This is a genomic window from Chelatococcus sp. GCM10030263, assembly GCF_042666455.1.
Lineage (GTDB): Bacteria > Pseudomonadota > Alphaproteobacteria > Rhizobiales > Beijerinckiaceae > Chelatococcus.
In genome coordinates, this window is record NZ_JBHTDB010000002.1 from 497,855 (window position 1) to 512,644 (window position 14,790).

Here is a 14,790-nt window from a genome sequence, read left to right on the forward strand (position 1 = left end):
TATCTCAAGCCGGCCGGCGGATCGAGGCGAGCACGACATGGGTGATATGCTCGCACCAGGCGGTGAGCCGCTCCGGTGAAGCGAGGTCGCGCGAAAAAATCGTCGAGAGCGTATGGCGGTTTGAGAGATAGAAGGCGGCGAGCGAGGCGATGCTGATATAGACGTCGACCGGATCGAGCCCCTCGCGGAAGCGCCCCTGCGCGGCCCCCTTGGCGAGCACGTCGCGCAGGCGCTCGATGAAGGGCGAGTGGAGGCTGAGCACCTTGGCGGAGCGACGGAGGTTCTCCGCCTTGTGCAGGTTTTCGGTGGCGAGCAGGCTCAGGAATTCGGGGTGCTCGATGAAATAGCGCCAGGTGAAAGCCGTGAGCCGGCGGATGCCGTCCTCCGGCTCGACCTTTTCCAGGTCGAGATCCGCCTCGGCCGTACGGATCTGCAGATAGGCCTCCTCGAGAACCGCGAGATAGAGCCCCTGCTTGTCGCCGAAATAGTGATAGATCATGCGCTTGTTGACGCCGGCGCGTTCCGCCACGGCGTCGACCCGCGCCCCGCCGATGCCCTTCTCCGCGAATTCGAGCGTCGCCGCCTGGAGAATGGCCTGACTCGTCCGGTCGGGATCGCGTGAGGTGCCGGTATAGCCGCGCCGCCGCGGCTCCGGTCCGCTGCCGCGGTTGTTGCTCGTCGCACCGTCCACTATTCACACCCGCATCATTATCTGACGAGTCAAAGCCTTCGTTCAGTCGCAGAGGACAGGCTCCGCCGCAAGAGGGGCCAAAAGGCAGGCTGTCGGGACGCGGGCCAGCGGCGGGCGGGCAAAGTTGCTCACCGCGCCGCGCGACGGACGGGCTGCCTTGCCGCTTGCGACGACACCAAAAATCAGGCTCCCTGGAGTGAACGGAAAGAGCAGCCATGTTGCGTGTCGAATCGCCCGGCCTGCGCCGGGACCGCCTGGCCGTCGCCGTCCTGTTTCTGGTCAACGGGGCCGTCTTCGGGGCCTGGGCGACGCATATTCCCGTCGTCAAGGCAATTCACGGCCTGAGCCCGGCAGTGCTCGGGCTTGCGCTTCTGTCGCTCGCGACCGGCGCGCTCCTTTCCATGCCGCTATGCGGCACGGCCCTTGTGCGCTTCGGCGCGCGACGGGTGCTGGGCGCCACCGGCCTCGTTTTCAGCATCATGCTGGCCTTCCTGCCGATCGTGCCCGGCCAGGCCGGGCTCTTCACCGCGCTGTTCGTCTTCGGCGCGGCCGGCGGCGCCATGGACGTCGCCATGAATGCCCATGGCACGGCGGTCGAGCGGCAATATGGACGGCCGATCCTGTCGTCGCTGCACGGCATGTGGAGCCTCGGCGGGCTGACGGGTGCCGGCCTCGGCGGCTTGAGTCTCGCCTTCCTGCCGGCCGGCATCGAGGCGGCGGCCATTGCCCTCCTCTTTGCCGTCATCGTTGTCGTCGCCCTTCCCCATATCCGGCCGGATCCCGCGGCGGCGGCAGGCGAGGGGCCCCGCCTTGCCTGGCCGGACCGCTCGACGCTGCTCATCGGCTCACTCGCCATGCTCTCCTTCATGGCGGAGGGATCGCTGCTCGACTGGAGCGCCGTCTATCTGGCGGAGAGCCTGCAGGTGCCGGCGAGCTTTTCGGGCACCGGCTTTGCCGTCTTTTCCGGCGCCATGGCAACGTCGCGCTTTCTCGGCGACGGCATTCGCCGGCGGCTCGGGGCGCCCTTGCTGGTTGCGGGCGGCGGGCTTCTCGCCGCGGTCAGTCTCGGCGTCGGTCTCTGGTCGAGCCATCCGCTGGTGGCTGTGCTCGCCTTCGGCGTCGCCGGGCTCGGGCTCGCCAATGTGGCGCCGGTCGCCTTCAGCACGGCCAGCGCTCGCTCGCCGGACAATGCGGCCTCCGCCGTTGCGGCAGTTGCGACGCTCGGGTACGGCGGCGTCCTCATGGGCCCCGTGCTGCTCGGCTTCATCGCGCATATGACATCGCTCGGCGGCGCGCTGGCGGTCGCGATGCTGCTGTGTGTCATGATCGCCGCCGGCGCCGGTGCGGTACGAACCAAGTCGCTGCCGAGCCTGACGAGCGCTTGACGGAAAGGACGAGCATGCTCGACGTCATCAGCTTTCACGCCTGGGCGGCTTTCGCTGCCGCCTCCGCCGTCATCCTTCTTATTCCGGGGCCGACGATCCTGCTCGTCGTCTCCTATGCGCTCGGACAGGGCAGGCGCGCCGCCGTGCCGCTCGTCCTCGGCGTCGCGGTCGGCGACAGCATCGCCGTCATCTGTTCCATGGCCGGTCTCGGAGCGCTCCTGGCGGCCTCCGCCCTCCTGTTCACCGCGGTCAAATGGCTGGGCGCCGCCTATCTAATCTATCTCGGCGTCAAGCTCTGGCGGTCCGATCCCGCAGCGCTCGCGACAGCCGCGGCCGTGCCGGCGCGCTCCTTCGCGATGTTTTCACATGCGGCGCTCGTCACCGCGCTCAATCCGAAAAGCATCGTCTTCTTCGTCGCCTTCCTGCCGCAGTTTCTGGATAGCGGAAGACCCCTCCTGCCGCAGATGGCGGTGCTCGCAGCAACCTTCGTGACCCTCGCGCTGGTGAATGCTGCGGGCTATGCCTGCCTTGCCAGCTCGGCCCGGCGGCTGGTGCGCCGGCCGGCGGTTCTCAAGGCGGTCAACCGCACCGGCGGCGGGCTTCTCGTCGGCGCGGGCGTGGCGACGGTCGCCTGGCGGACGTAATTCGAGGAGGTCGAGATGGGCGAAGCGGCCATCAAGATGGAAGCGCAGCGCGCGATCGTCGATCCGCGGCTCGTCGATGGCCGTCAGTCGCCGGTGGCGGCGCGGCTGCAGCGCGGGGTTCGCCGGCTTCTGGCGAGCCTCGGCCACGTCTCGGTGACCGAACTGACGCTCGCCTCCGGCCGCCGCGCCGATGTGGTGGGGCTGGCGCCCGATGGCGAGATCACCATCATCGAGATCAAGTCGTGCCTCGCCGATTTTCGCACCGACGGTAAATGGCGTGAGTACCACGCCTATTGCGACCGGTTCTTCTTCGCGGTCGGCGACGATTTTCCCCTGGATGTCCTGCCGGAGGATGTCGGGCTCGTCATGGCCGATAGCTATGGCGCGGCGATCCTCAGACCGGCGGAGCGGCTCGCCTTGCCGGGCGCGCGGCGCAAGGCGGTGATGCTGCGCTTCGCGCAGGCCGCGGCATCGCGCCTGCACAGCCTGGCCGATCCGGAGGGCGCGCCGGGCGCCCTGATCTGACCGATCGAGGTCTCAGCGCGGCGCGCGCTTGGCGAGAATGCGCTGCAGGGTGCGCCGGTGCATGTTGAGGCGCCGCGCCGTTTCCGAGACATTGCGGTTGCAGAGCTCGTAGACCCGCTGAATATGCTCCCAGCGGACGCGATCGGCCGACATCGGGTTTTCCGGCAACTGGGCGCGGTTGCCCTGCTGCGCCATCAGCGCCGCATGGATCTCGTCGGCATCGGCGGGCTTGGCCAGATAGTCGAAGGCGCCGAGCTTCACTGCCGTTACAGCCGTTGCGATATTGCCGTAGCCGGTGAGCACGATGCCGCGCGCATCCGGCCGGCGCTCCTTGAGGTGGGTGATCACGTCGAGGCCGTTGCCGTCGGTCAGGCGCATGTCGATGACGGCGAAGGCCGGTGCCGCTTCGTTGATCGCCGCCATGCCGTCGGCCACCGTTTCGGCCGTGCGCACGGCATAGCCACGGGTTTCCATGGCACGGGCGAGACGCGTCAGAAAGGGCCGGTCGTCGTCGACGATCAGGAGGCTCCGGTCATCCTCGGCGCCGGGTTGTTCCATTGACATCATCACGTCACCTCATGCGGAGAGGCCCAGTGGCCGAAAAAGAGCCGCGAGCTCGCCGTCATATATCTCATTTCACCATCAAATAAGCATTATCCGGCCATTCTTAAAGCAGCCGGCCGGGATGGGAACCCGGATCGATATTCCGTTCGAAGGCCGCACGCGGCCAGGTGACCGTGGCAATGGCGCCGTGCCCCGGCGCGGCGGCATTGGCGAAGTCGATGCTGGCGCCCGTTCGTTCGATCAATGTCTTGGCGATGAACAGCCCGAGCCCGAGGCCGTCGCCCGGCTCGCCGGCGTTGCGCCGGTCCGATCCGCGCGTCGTCACGTAAGGCTCGCCGAGGCGCAGCAGCACCTCCGGCGCATAGCCCGGGCCATCGTCGCGGATGGCGACCGTCACCGTGTCCTTCGTCCATTCGGCGTCGATGACGACGCTCGTCTCGGCGAAGTCGACCGCATTGTCGACGAGATTGCCGAGGCCGTAGAGCAGGCCGGGGTTGCGCCGGCAGACCGGCTGTGGCCCCTCGCCCTTGGCATTCACCGTAATGGTGACGCCGAAGGAGCGCTGCGGGCTCGCCACCTCCTCGATGAGATGGCGCAAGGTCAGCCGCTCCAGAGGGCCGGCCTCCTGCGTGCCGAGCGAGGTCAGCGTGCCCAGGATCTTGCGGCAGCGCTCGACCTGCTCGCGCAGAAGGCTGATGTCCTCGGCCGTTGGACTGTCCGCCGGGGTGAGCTTGTCGAGCTCCTTCGCCACGAGGGCGATGGTCGCCAAGGGAGTGCCGAGTTCATGCGCGGCAGCGGCGGCGAGCCCGTCGAGTTGGGAGAGATGCTGCTCCCGCGCCAGCACGAATTCCGTCGCCGCCAGCGCTTCGGCGAGCTGACGGGCCTCTTCGGCGACGCGCCAAGCATAGACGCCGGTGAAGGCGAGCCCGAGCAGAATGGCACACCAGATGCCCATCACGTAAAGGAAGGGCAGGTTGAGCTGCTCGCCGGGCAGCCAGGGCAGCGGCTGGTGCACGAAGGCGATGGCCGTCACGCAGGCCATCGCGAGCAGGCCGAGCAGCAACGTGCGCCAGGGCGGTAGCGCCGTGGCCGAGATCATCACCGGCGCCTGGATGAGGAGCGCGAAAGGGTTCTCCAGCCCGCCCGTCAGATAGAGCAGGGCCGAAAGCTGCAGGATGTCGAAGCCGAGCAGCAGCGAGCCCGGCCCGTCGCCGAGGCGATGGCTGATCGGATAGCGGATCCGGAGCGCGATATTGAGCCAGGCCGAAACGGCGATGGCGAGGAAGCAGAGCCCGAAGGCGAAGGGAAAGCCGAGGCCGAAATGCACGCCCGCCACGGCCGTGCTTTGGCCGATGACGGCGAGCCAGCGCAAACGCACGAGCGTATCGACCCGGAGGCGCTGCGCGCTGCGGCCCAGTTCGAAGGCGGTACTCTCGGCCATCGCTTATACCCCCGGCTCGGCCCGTCGCTTGCGGCTATCCGCTTGAGGCATGCGGCGCAAGCGATAAGAGGAATTTTCGATCGAGACCGCCCGGCTCGATACCGCCGGCAATTCGGCGCTGCGCCTCCCTCATACCCATATTTGTGCAGCGCGCCGAACCGCGAGTTGTTTGAATGATTATAGAAAGAAGGTTAAGGTTGGCCGTTCTTGTGCAATGCAACAAGCCGAAGGGCGGGTTATGTGATGCCTCCGGGTTCCATGATCCTCTCCCAAGCGAGGGCAGAGAATGAATTTTGCTTATTATTGGTACGAAGCGGCGCACGCTCTCGTGACCCCGGCGCGAATGATGTCCGATGCAGCGCGTTTGACATTCAACAATCCCATCAATCCCCTCACCTACACGCCCTATGGCCGCACCGTGTCGGCGGCTTGCGAATTGTTCGAGCGAACGACCCGGCGCTACGGCAAGCCGGCTTTCGGCCTGACGTCGACGGTCGCCGAGGGCCGCGTCTGCCGCGTGCGTGAGGAGGTCGTGTGGCAGCGCCCCTTCTGCCGCCTTTTGCATTTCGACCGCGGCGGCGCTGCCAAGCGCCTCGGCCAGCCGAAGCTCCTCATCGTCGCGCCGATGTCCGGCCATTACGCCACGCTGCTCAGGGGCACCGTGGAGGCCTTCCTGCCGACCCACGACGTGTGGATCACCGACTGGGTCGATGCCCGCCTCATTCCGCTCTCGGAGGGCTCGTTCGGTCTCGAGGACTACATCGATTACGTCTGGGAGATCATGCAGGAGCTCGCGCCCAACCTGCATGTGCTCGCCGTCTGCCAGCCGGCGGTGCCGGTGATCGCCGCCGTGGCGCGCATGGAGGCGGAGAACGACCCGAATGTGCCGATCTCCATGATTCACATGGGCGGCCCCATCGATACCCGGCGGTCGCCGACGGCTGTCAATCTGCTTGCCCAGGAGCGCGGCACGGACTGGTTCCGACGCAACTGCATCGTCAAGGTGCCCTTCACCCAGCCCGGCTTCATGCGCGATGTCTATCCAGGCTTCCTGCAGCTCTCCGGCTTCATGGCCATGAACATCGACCGGCATCTCACCGCCCATTGGGAGATGTTCGAGCATCTCGTCGACGGCGACGGCGATTCCGCCGACAAGCAGCGCGAATTCTACGACGAATATCTCGCGGTCATGGACATGACGGCGGAGTTCTATCTGCAGACCGTCGACGAGGTTTTCGTGAAACACAGCCTGCCGAAGGGCGAAATGACCCATCGCGGCAAGCCGGTCGATCTCACGGCCGTCCGCCGGGTGGCGCTGATGACCGTGGAAGGCGAACGCGACGACATCTCCGGCGTCGGCCAGACGCGTGCCGCCCACGATCTATGTGTCAATATTCCAGCAGCGCTCAAGCTGCAGCATCTGCAGATGGGCGTCGGCCATTACGGTGTGTTCAACGGCTCGCGCTTCCGCCAGGAGATCGCGCCGAAGATCACGGCCTTCACCCATCACGTGGAAGAGCACGCGGGCGTGCGCAAGCCCGCCGAAGCCGTGGCCTGAGCGGCCGTGGTGCCGTCGGCTGCTCCGATGGCCCACGCCATATCGGCTTTCGGCCGCGATCATGGTCAAATGGATTGCGATTCGGCCCTGATTCGGCCGGAAACAGACGCTCGACTGTGATGGGCATGCGCGTCAGTCTCTTCAAACGGGCCGTGCCCGATCCGGAGCATATCGCCGTTCGGCACGGGACGGAGGTCTTCCGCATCTCCGTTCGCCGGCGCGCCGCTGCCCGCCGGTTCACGCTGCGCGTCTCCAATGCCACGGGCGAGGCCGTGCTGACCCTGCCGGAACGGGGCGACTTCGGCGCCGCCAAGCGCTTCGCCGAGGCGCATGGCGGCTGGCTGGCCGCACGCCTCAAGCGCCTGCCGGACCGCGTTGCCTTCACGCCGGGCTCGCTCGTGCCGCTGCGCGGCGTGCCGCACCGCATCGTGCACTGGTCCGTGCTGCGCGGCCTTCCCGAGGCAACGACGGACGCAGCCGGCGAGCCCATCATTGCCGTCACCGGCGAGGCGCCGCATGTGCCCCGCCGCGTCCTGGAGTTTCTCAAGCGCGAGGCGGCACGCGATCTCGGCGAAGCAGTGAAACGCTACACGCTGGCCCTCGGCGTTCCCGCCAAGAGTGTCGCCATCCGCGACACCAGAAGCCGCTGGGGATCGTGCTCGGCGCAGGGCCGGCTCAATTTCTCCTGGCGATTGATCCTCGCGCCGCCCTATGTGCTCGACTATCTCGCCGCCCACGAGGTGGCCCATCTCAAGGAAATGAACCATTCCGAGCGCTTCTGGCGGCTGACCCAGCGGCTCTGCGCCCGCACGGACGAGGCGGAGGCCTGGCTGAAACGTCACGGTTCGGGGCTGCATCGTTACGGCTGATAGGCTAGAGCAGCTTGGACAGTCCATGGGGAGCATCAATTCATGAGCGAGCAATCATCGGCGGCCTTGATCGCTGCGGTATTCGTGGCGGCGCGGCGCGAGGCGCGTGCCCTGCCGGATTATCCCGGCGCGCTGCCGGCCACGCTAGACGAGGCCTATGCCGTGCAGGAGGCCGAGCTTCGCTTGTCGGGGTCCGCACCGCGCGGCTGGAAGGTCGCCATGGTCAAGCCGGAGCTGCGCAGGGTCCTCGGCGCCGAGCGCATCGCCGGCCCGGCCTTCCATGTGGTGGAGGCCGCTGCCGACGCCCATGTCGCGATGCCGGTGGTTGCCGGCGGCTTTGCCGCCTTCGAGGCCGAGTTCATCGCGGTGATGGCCAAGGACCTGCCGCCGCGCACCGCGCCCTATACCGCTGATGAGGTGAAGGCGGCCGTCGGAAACCTTCATGTCGGTGTCGAGATTGCCGGCAGTCCGCTCGCAAGCCTCAACGATCTCGGCCCGACCGCCGTCGTCTCCGATTTCGGCAACAACGCCGGCCTTGTGCTCGGACCGGCCGTGCCGAACTGGCGTGAGCGCTCATGGGAGAGCATGACCTCCGCGACCACCATCGACGGCGCAGCCGTCGGGCAGGGCAGTGCCGCCAATGTTCCCGGCAGCCCGCTTGCCGCCATCGCCTTCCTCGCCGATCATCTCGGACGCTGTGGCCGCGGGCTGAAAGCCGGCGAACTCGTCTCGACGGGCATGACCACCGGCATCCATCTCGTGAAGCCCGGTGTCCGCGCCATCGTTGATTTCGGTGACTGCGGCCGCCTCACCGTGGATATCGTGGCGACGTAAGCCTCGGCTCAGCATCCCTCGGCGACGAGGCTGACTGGCCTTTCACCCGTAAGCCGCCACCGTCGCCTTCGCACCCTTGGCATAGAGGGCACTGAGCGCCTGCGTCACGGCTGCGCGGAACCGTTCGTCGGCGGCAAGCTCCTCGCCGAAGATGGCGCGCAGGCCCAAGAGGGCCGGCGCGAGCCGCTCCGCCACGGGCCCCGCGTCGCGCGCGATCGCTGCGAAGTCGCCCGCCAGGGGATCGCGGACGTCGATCGGATTGCCGCGCTCGTCGACGCCGGTGACGTAGCGCATCCAGGCGGCGACCGCGAGCGCATGCCGGGCGATGGGCATGCCCCTGTCGAGGCGGTCGCGGATGGTGCCGAGAAGCCGCTGCGGCAATTTCTGCGAGCCGTCCATGGCGATCTGCCAGGTGCGGTGCTTCAGCGCCCTGTTGCGGAAGCGTTCGATGAGCGAGGCCTTGTAGCCCGTAACGTCAGCGCCGGCCGGCAGGGTGAGCGTGACCGTCGTATCGTCCATGAGCGCTGCGACATAGGCCGCGATCGCCGGATCGGCCATGGCATCGGCCACCGTTTCATGGCTGGCGAGATAGCCGAGATAGGCGATGGCCGAATGGCTGCCGTTGAGGAGCCGGAGCTTCATCGCCTCATAAGGCGCGACGTCGCCGACGATGGTCGCGCCGACCGTCTCCCAGGCCGGGCGGCCGGCGACGAAATGATCCTCGATCACCCATTGCGTGAAGGGCTCGGTCATGATCGGCCATGCGTCGGCGAGGCCGAGCACGCGCCCGACATGAGTGCGGTCGATATCGGTGGTCGCCGGCACGATACGGTCGACCATGGTGTCGGGAAAGGCGATCGCCTCGGCCACATGCCGGCCGAGCTCCGGCGAGACGAGCGCGGCGAAACGCGTCAGGATGCGCCGCGCCGTGCGGCCGTTGGCCGGGAGATTGTCGCAGGACATCACCGTGAAGGGGCGGACGCCCGCGGCGCGCCGGCGGGCGATGGCGGCGGCGAGATAACCGAGCGCCGAACGCGGCGCCGCGGGATGGGCGAGGTCGTGCACCACGTCCGGGTGATTTTCGTCGAGCTGCCCGGTCGCCGGGTCGTGGCAATAGCCCTTCTCGGTGACGGTGAGACTGACGATGGCCACAGTGGGGTCGCTCATGCGGGCGATGAGCGCCTCCGGGTCTTCCGGGCCGACCATGACGTCGAGGATGCTTCCGACGACGCGCAGCCTCTCACGCTCCGAATCCCGCACGGCGATCGTGTAGAGGCTGTCCTGCGGCTTTAGCGCATCGCGCGTGTCGGGGCTGCGCAGGCTGGCGCCCAGGATGCCCCAACGGTGGTCGCCCGCGGCGAGCACATCCTCCGTATAGACCGCCTGATGGGCGCGGTGGAAGGCGCCGATGCCGAGATGCACGATGCCGCAGGTCACCGCCTCGCGATCGTAGCGCGGCCGCTCGACGGCGGTGGGAAGCGAGCCGAGCCGCTCGGCGTTGAGGCGGGGTGGCGCCGTCACAGTTTGTAGGCCTCCTTGGCCAGGCGGTAGGCGAGGTCGTGTGCCACTTCCACCGCCTCGTCCTCGTCGAGGCGATGCGTCACCACGAGTTCGGCGAGATAGCTGCAGTCGACCCGGCGCGCGACGTCGTGGCGGGCGGGGATCGAGGGGAAGGCGCGGGTGTCGTCGTTGAAGCCGACGGTGTTGTAGAAGCCCGCCGTCTCGGTGACGAGTTCGCGATAGCGGCGCATGCCCTCGGCGCTGTCGTAGAACCACCAGGCGGGGCCGAGCTTGAGGCAGGGATAGTGGCCTGCCAGCGGCGCGAGCTCGCGCGAATAGGTGCTCTCGTCGAGCGTAAAGAGAATGATGGTGAGGTTTCGCTCGTTGCCGAAGCGATCGAGGAGCGGCTTCAAGCCCTGCACGTAATTCGTCGGCGTCGGAATATCCGCACCCATGTCGCGGCCGAAGCGGGCGAAGAGGGCGGGGTTGTGGCTGCGCATGGAGCCCGGGTGGATCTGCATCACCAGCCCGTCTTCGAGGCTGAGCGCGGCCATTTCCGTCAGCATCTGGGCGCGGAAGAGCTCCGCATCCTCCGGCGTGACCGGGGCCTGCCCCATCACGCGGTTATAGAGCGTCTCCACCTCGACCAGCGAGAAGTCGGTCGTGCGTGCGCTCGGGTGGCCGTGGTCGGTCGAGGTCGCGCCGAAGCTCTTGAAATACTGCCGGCGCCTGCGATGCGCCTCGCGATAGCCGGCGAAGGTGGAGACGTCGCAGCCCGTGATCTCGCCGAAACGCTGCACATTCTCGCGGAAGCCCGGGAATTCGGGATCGACCACCGGATCGGGCCGATAGGCGGTGATCACGCGGCCCGACCAGCCGCTGTCGCGGATGGCGGCGTGATGGCGCAGATCATCCAGCGGGCTTTCGGTGGTGGCGATCGCCTCGATATTGAAGCGCTCATAGAGCGCGCGCGGCCGGAAGTCGGGCTCTTCGAGGCGCGCCGCGATCCGGTCGTAGATCGCATCCGCCGTGTCGCGCGACAGCCGCTCCTCGATACCGAAGAGGGTCGCGAAGGCGTGGTCGAGCCACATCCGGGTCGGCGTGCCGCGGAAGAGATGGTAATTCGCGGCAAAGCGCCGCCAGATCGCGCGCGGATCCTGCTCGACGGGCTCGCCCGTCTGCGTCGGGATGCCGAGGTCTTCGAGCCGCATGCCCTGGCTGTAGAGCATGCGGAAGATGTAGTGGTCCGGCACGACGAAGAGGCGGGCGGGATCGGGGAAAGCGCTGTTCTCTGCATACCAGCGCGGATCGGTATGCCCGTGCGGGCAAATGAGCGGCAGGTCCTTCACCTCCTGATAGAGGCGTCGTGCCACGGCGCGCGTGGCGGGATCGGCGGGAAAGAGACGGTCGTCGTGCAGAAGAGCCATTGGTGAATCCCTGGCTTGGTGGGCGCAGGCCGGCGACGGGGGCCGACATGCTCGACGTCTTGGCCGCTGATTAACCCGTTTCGGTGCCGGCGCAAACCGCCGCGCCATCAGCACTGCGCGAGTGGCAGCGGCGTCCCTGGCTTATATGCGGGCTCCAGCGGCGTCTTGATGACTGCAAACCAAGCCGGGAACCATGAGCCACAGAGGCTACAAAGGAACCATGCCGTCTTGATCCCTCCCTGAAGGGGAGGGTGGTTCGCGCGGAAGCCGGAGGCCGGGCAGGCTATTGCCTGATGTCCCTCTCCACCCCGCTGCGCGAGACACCTCCCAACGGCAGCCGGATCTATCCGACTGGCGCAAAGGGTGGGGCAACGAGGGTAGACCCGATGCGCGCGAAGGATCAGCCGTGCGTCGACCGGATATCGATCCCGGAGCGGTCGCGCCCGAGCCACTGCGCGATCCCCTCCGCTGCCGTCACGGCGGTGGAAAAAACCGCCTGCAGGAGATAGCCGCCGGTCGGCGCCTCCCAATCGAGCATTTCGCCGGCGACAAAGACGCCGGGGAGCCGGCGCAGCATGTAATGGTCGTCGATCTCGTCGAAGGCGATGCCGCCGGCGGTCGAGATGGCACGGGCGATCGACGCGGTGCCAGTGAGCTTCAGCGGCGCGGCCTTGATGTGCCGGGCGAGCGCTTCCGGATCGTTGGGCAGGTCGCGGCTCGATTCGCGCAGCACCGCGATCGCGGCGGGTGAAAGTCCCACGGCTTTGCGCAGATGATTGGAGAGGCTTGCCCGGCCGCGCGGGCGGGCAAGCCGCGCCGCCAGCACTTCGGCCGAGAGGTCCGGCCGCAGATCGAGACTGAGCGTCGCCGTGCCTGCTGCGGCGATGGTGTCGCGCAAGAAACCCGAAAGGGCATAGATCGCCCCGCCCTCGAGGCCGCTCGCGGTGATCATCGCCTCGCCGCGGACCGTTCGCCCGCCGGCCGCGAGCGCGATCCGCTTCAAAGGTTCGCCGGCAAAGCGACGGGCATGCTCCGACCAATCGACGAGGAAGCCACAATTGGCGGGCCTCAGCGGCTTGATCGTCACTCCCTGTGCCGCAAGCGGCGCCTGCCAGGTCCCGTCGCTGCCGAGCCGGGCCCAGCTCGCGCCACCGAGGGCGAGCAAGGCGGCGTCCGCCGCAACGGTGACCGTGTCACCACCGGGGCCGGCGAAGGTAAGCCCGCGGTCTTCGGCAAAGCCCGTCCAGCTGTGGCGTGCGGCGAGCGTCACGCCGAAGTCCCCGAGACGGGCGAGCCAGGCGCGCAGCAGGGGCGAGGCCTTGAGCGTCTTGGGAAACACCCGCCCGCTGGTGCCGACGAAGGTCTCGATGCCCAGCCCATGGCACCAGTCGCGCAAGGCCTCTGGCGGAAAGTTCTGGATGGCCGGAGCGAGCCGCGCCCCGGCCGTGCCGTAGCGCGTGAGAAAATGCTCGAGCGGTTCGCTGTGGGTGAGATTGAGGCCGCCCCGCCCGGCCATCAGGAATTTGCGGCCGGGGCTCGGCATGCGCTCGTAGATGGTGACCGCGTGCCCGCACCGGGCGAGCACCTCGGCCGCCATCAGCCCGCCCGGCCCGCCGCCGATGACGGCGATGCGGGCGGGCGCTGCGGTGGCGGTCAGAGCCGTGCCTTCCACCAGGCGATCTGCTCCTTGACGCGGTCCGGCGCGGTGCCGCCGAAGCTTTGCCGCGACTTCACGGAATTCTCGACGCCGAGCACGTCATAGACCGCCGCCGTGATGCGCGGCTCGACCGCGGTCAGGGCTTCGAGCGGCAGCTCTTCCAGCGCGACGCCGCGCCGTTCGGCCTCGGCCACCAGCCGGCCGGTGACATGGTGGGCATCGCGGAAGGGCATGTCGAGGGTGCGCACCAGCCAGTCGGCGAGGTCGGTTGCGGTGGCAAAGCCCGCACCGGCGGCTGCCGCCATGCGCTCGGGATTGACCGTCAGATCCTCGATCATGCCGGCCATCGCCGCGAGCGCCAGTTCGAGCGTGTCGACAGCGTCGAACAGCCGCTCCTTGTCCTCCTGCATATCCTTGGAATAGGAGAGGGGCAGGCCCTTCATGACGGTGAGCAGGCCGATGAGCGCGCCGAAGATGCGGCCCGTCTTGGCGCGCACGAGCTCGGCCGCATCCGGGTTCTTCTTCTGCGGCATGATGCTGGAGCCGGTCGTCCAGCGGTCGGAGAGCCGCACGAAACCGAATTGCGGCGTCATCCAGATCACGAGCTCCTCGGCGAGCCGCGACAGATGCACGGCGGCGATGGCCGCGGCCGCCATATATTCGAGAATGGAATCGCGGTCGGAGACGGAATCGATCGAATTACGCGTCGGGCCGTCGAAGTCGAGCGCTTTTGCCGTCATGTGGCGGTCGATGGGGAAGGACGTGCCGGCGAGGGCTGCGGCGCCGAGCGGGCACTCGTTGAGGCGGGCGCGCGAGTCCCGCATGCGGCTGCGGTCGCGGCCGAACATCTCGACATAGGCCATCAGGTGATGGCCGAAGGTCACCGGCTGCGCGCTCTGCAGATGCGTGAAGCCGGGCATCACGGTCGCTGCATGGTGCTCCGCCTGGGCAAGGAGAACACGCATCAGCTGCGTGAGGCCCGCGACCGCCCGGTCGTGGGCGGCGCGTACGAAGAGGCGCACGTCGGTCGCGACCTGGTCGTTGCGGCTGCGGGCGGTGTGCAGCCGGCCGGCTGCAGGCCCGGCGATCTCGCGCAGGTGCTGCTCGACATTCATATGGATGTCTTCGAGCGCCGTGGAGAAGGAAAAGCGCCCCTCCTCAATCTCCTGGCGAACGGCTTCGAGCCCGGTTCGGATCGCCTGATAATCGGCCTCGGCGATGATGCCGGTCTTGGCCAGCATGGCGCTATGGGCGAGCGAGCCGGCGATGTCTTCGGCGGCGAGCCGCTGGTCGAAGCCGATGGAGACATTGATGGCCTCCATGAGCGCGCTCGGCGAGGCACTGAATCGGCCGCCCCACATGGCGTTGCCGCTGCCGCTCCTGCCGGCTTCGCCCTCGCTGGGGGGCTGGCCGCCTGTCTGTCCGGTTTTCTCGCGAGTCACGATGGGAGCCTCGTTTCAGCACCCGCGCTGCGGAGAAGCCCGGCGGCGCGATGATGTCCGCCGCGACATAAGCCAGGTGGTCGGCGCGCGCAAGCGATGGGCAGCCTTTGCCGAGACGCCGAGGCCCTGCGCGAAACGCCATATCATCGGCGGCATTCACGCAATCGCGATGCGCATGATGAGGTATCTTGAAAAGGCTATGCCCGCGTGCTGCCCATCGTGCATGGCGCGAGCAGGCCGCGGCGCTGGAGGT

At 67.8% G+C, this 14,790-nt stretch carries 13 protein-coding genes; 6 read left to right on the forward strand and 7 right to left on the reverse strand.

From position 1 onward, the window contains the following. Window positions 1–4: 4 nt before the first annotated feature. Window positions 5–691 (reverse strand): TetR/AcrR family transcriptional regulator, encoded by a 687-nt coding sequence (locus ACFQU1_RS02230; RefSeq protein ID WP_378128784.1) that lies wholly within the window; start codon window positions 689–691, stop codon window positions 5–7. Between the two features lie 215 nt (window positions 692–906). Here ACFQU1_RS02230 and ACFQU1_RS02235 point away from each other — a divergent pair, with 215 nt between their 5' ends. From ACFQU1_RS02235 to ACFQU1_RS02245, 3 genes are read left to right on the forward strand one after another with little or no spacing between them, the layout of a single operon-like run. After that, the gene (locus ACFQU1_RS02235; protein WP_378128786.1) at window positions 907–2,076 is read left to right on the forward strand and encodes an MFS transporter; all 1,170 of its coding nucleotides are present in this window, start codon (window positions 907–909) and stop codon (window positions 2,074–2,076) included. 26 nt (window positions 2,077–2,102) lie between these two features. Continuing rightward, window positions 2,103–2,720, forward strand: coding sequence for a LysE family translocator (locus ACFQU1_RS02240; protein WP_378129733.1), 618 nt, complete (start codon window positions 2,103–2,105; stop codon window positions 2,718–2,720). 15 nt (window positions 2,721–2,735) lie between these two features. Beyond that, a complete protein-coding gene (locus ACFQU1_RS02245) occupies window positions 2,736–3,245 on the forward strand; it encodes an MmcB family DNA repair protein (RefSeq protein ID WP_378128788.1) in 510 nt (169 codons plus the stop codon). Between the two features lie 12 nt (window positions 3,246–3,257). Here ACFQU1_RS02245 and ACFQU1_RS02250 read toward each other — a convergent pair whose 3' ends face one another. Both ACFQU1_RS02250 and ACFQU1_RS02255 read right to left on the reverse strand, forming a co-directional pair. Beyond that, the gene (locus ACFQU1_RS02250) at window positions 3,258–3,803 is read right to left on the reverse strand and encodes an ActR/PrrA/RegA family redox response regulator transcription factor (RefSeq protein WP_378128790.1); all 546 of its coding nucleotides are present in this window, start codon (window positions 3,801–3,803) and stop codon (window positions 3,258–3,260) included. A 109-nt stretch (window positions 3,804–3,912) separates the two neighbouring features. Beyond that, the gene (locus ACFQU1_RS02255; RefSeq protein ID WP_378128792.1) at window positions 3,913–5,250 is read right to left on the reverse strand and encodes an ActS/PrrB/RegB family redox-sensitive histidine kinase; all 1,338 of its coding nucleotides are present in this window, start codon (window positions 5,248–5,250) and stop codon (window positions 3,913–3,915) included. A gap of 286 nt (window positions 5,251–5,536) precedes the next feature. Between ACFQU1_RS02255 and ACFQU1_RS02260 the strand changes: the two genes are divergently transcribed. The 3 genes from ACFQU1_RS02260 (at window position 5,537) to ACFQU1_RS02270 (ending at window position 8,511) form a co-directional block, all read left to right on the forward strand. Further along, on the forward strand, window positions 5,537–6,808 hold the full coding sequence (locus ACFQU1_RS02260) for a polyhydroxyalkanoate depolymerase (protein ID WP_378128794.1): 1,272 nt from the start codon (window positions 5,537–5,539) through the stop codon (window positions 6,806–6,808). A gap of 125 nt (window positions 6,809–6,933) precedes the next feature. Continuing rightward, complete coding sequence (locus ACFQU1_RS02265; RefSeq protein WP_378128796.1) at window positions 6,934–7,677, forward strand: M48 family metallopeptidase; 744 nt, start codon at window positions 6,934–6,936, stop codon at window positions 7,675–7,677. Between the two features lie 42 nt (window positions 7,678–7,719). Next, window positions 7,720–8,511, forward strand: a complete 792-nt coding sequence (locus ACFQU1_RS02270; RefSeq protein WP_378128798.1) for a 2-keto-4-pentenoate hydratase — start codon at window positions 7,720–7,722, stop codon at window positions 8,509–8,511. A gap of 42 nt (window positions 8,512–8,553) precedes the next feature. Here ACFQU1_RS02270 and ACFQU1_RS02275 read toward each other — a convergent pair whose 3' ends face one another. From ACFQU1_RS02275 to argH, 4 genes are all read right to left on the reverse strand, one after another. After that, window positions 8,554–10,032 (reverse strand): mannitol dehydrogenase family protein, encoded by a 1,479-nt coding sequence (locus ACFQU1_RS02275; protein ID WP_378128800.1) that lies wholly within the window; start codon window positions 10,030–10,032, stop codon window positions 8,554–8,556. Next, window positions 10,029–11,438, reverse strand: coding sequence for a glucuronate isomerase (gene uxaC, locus ACFQU1_RS02280; RefSeq protein WP_378128802.1), 1,410 nt, complete (start codon window positions 11,436–11,438; stop codon window positions 10,029–10,031). The genes ACFQU1_RS02275 and uxaC overlap by 4 nt, the downstream gene beginning before the upstream one ends. A 400-nt stretch (window positions 11,439–11,838) precedes the next feature. Continuing rightward, window positions 11,839–13,110, reverse strand: coding sequence for a TIGR03862 family flavoprotein (locus ACFQU1_RS02285; RefSeq protein ID WP_378128804.1), 1,272 nt, complete (start codon window positions 13,108–13,110; stop codon window positions 11,839–11,841). Next, entirely contained in the window at window positions 13,092–14,456 is a 1,365-nt protein-coding gene (gene argH, locus ACFQU1_RS02290; protein WP_378129735.1) for an argininosuccinate lyase, read from the reverse strand. Before argH ends, ACFQU1_RS02285 begins: the two co-directional genes overlap by 19 nt. Between the last annotated feature and the right edge of the window lie 334 nt (window positions 14,457–14,790).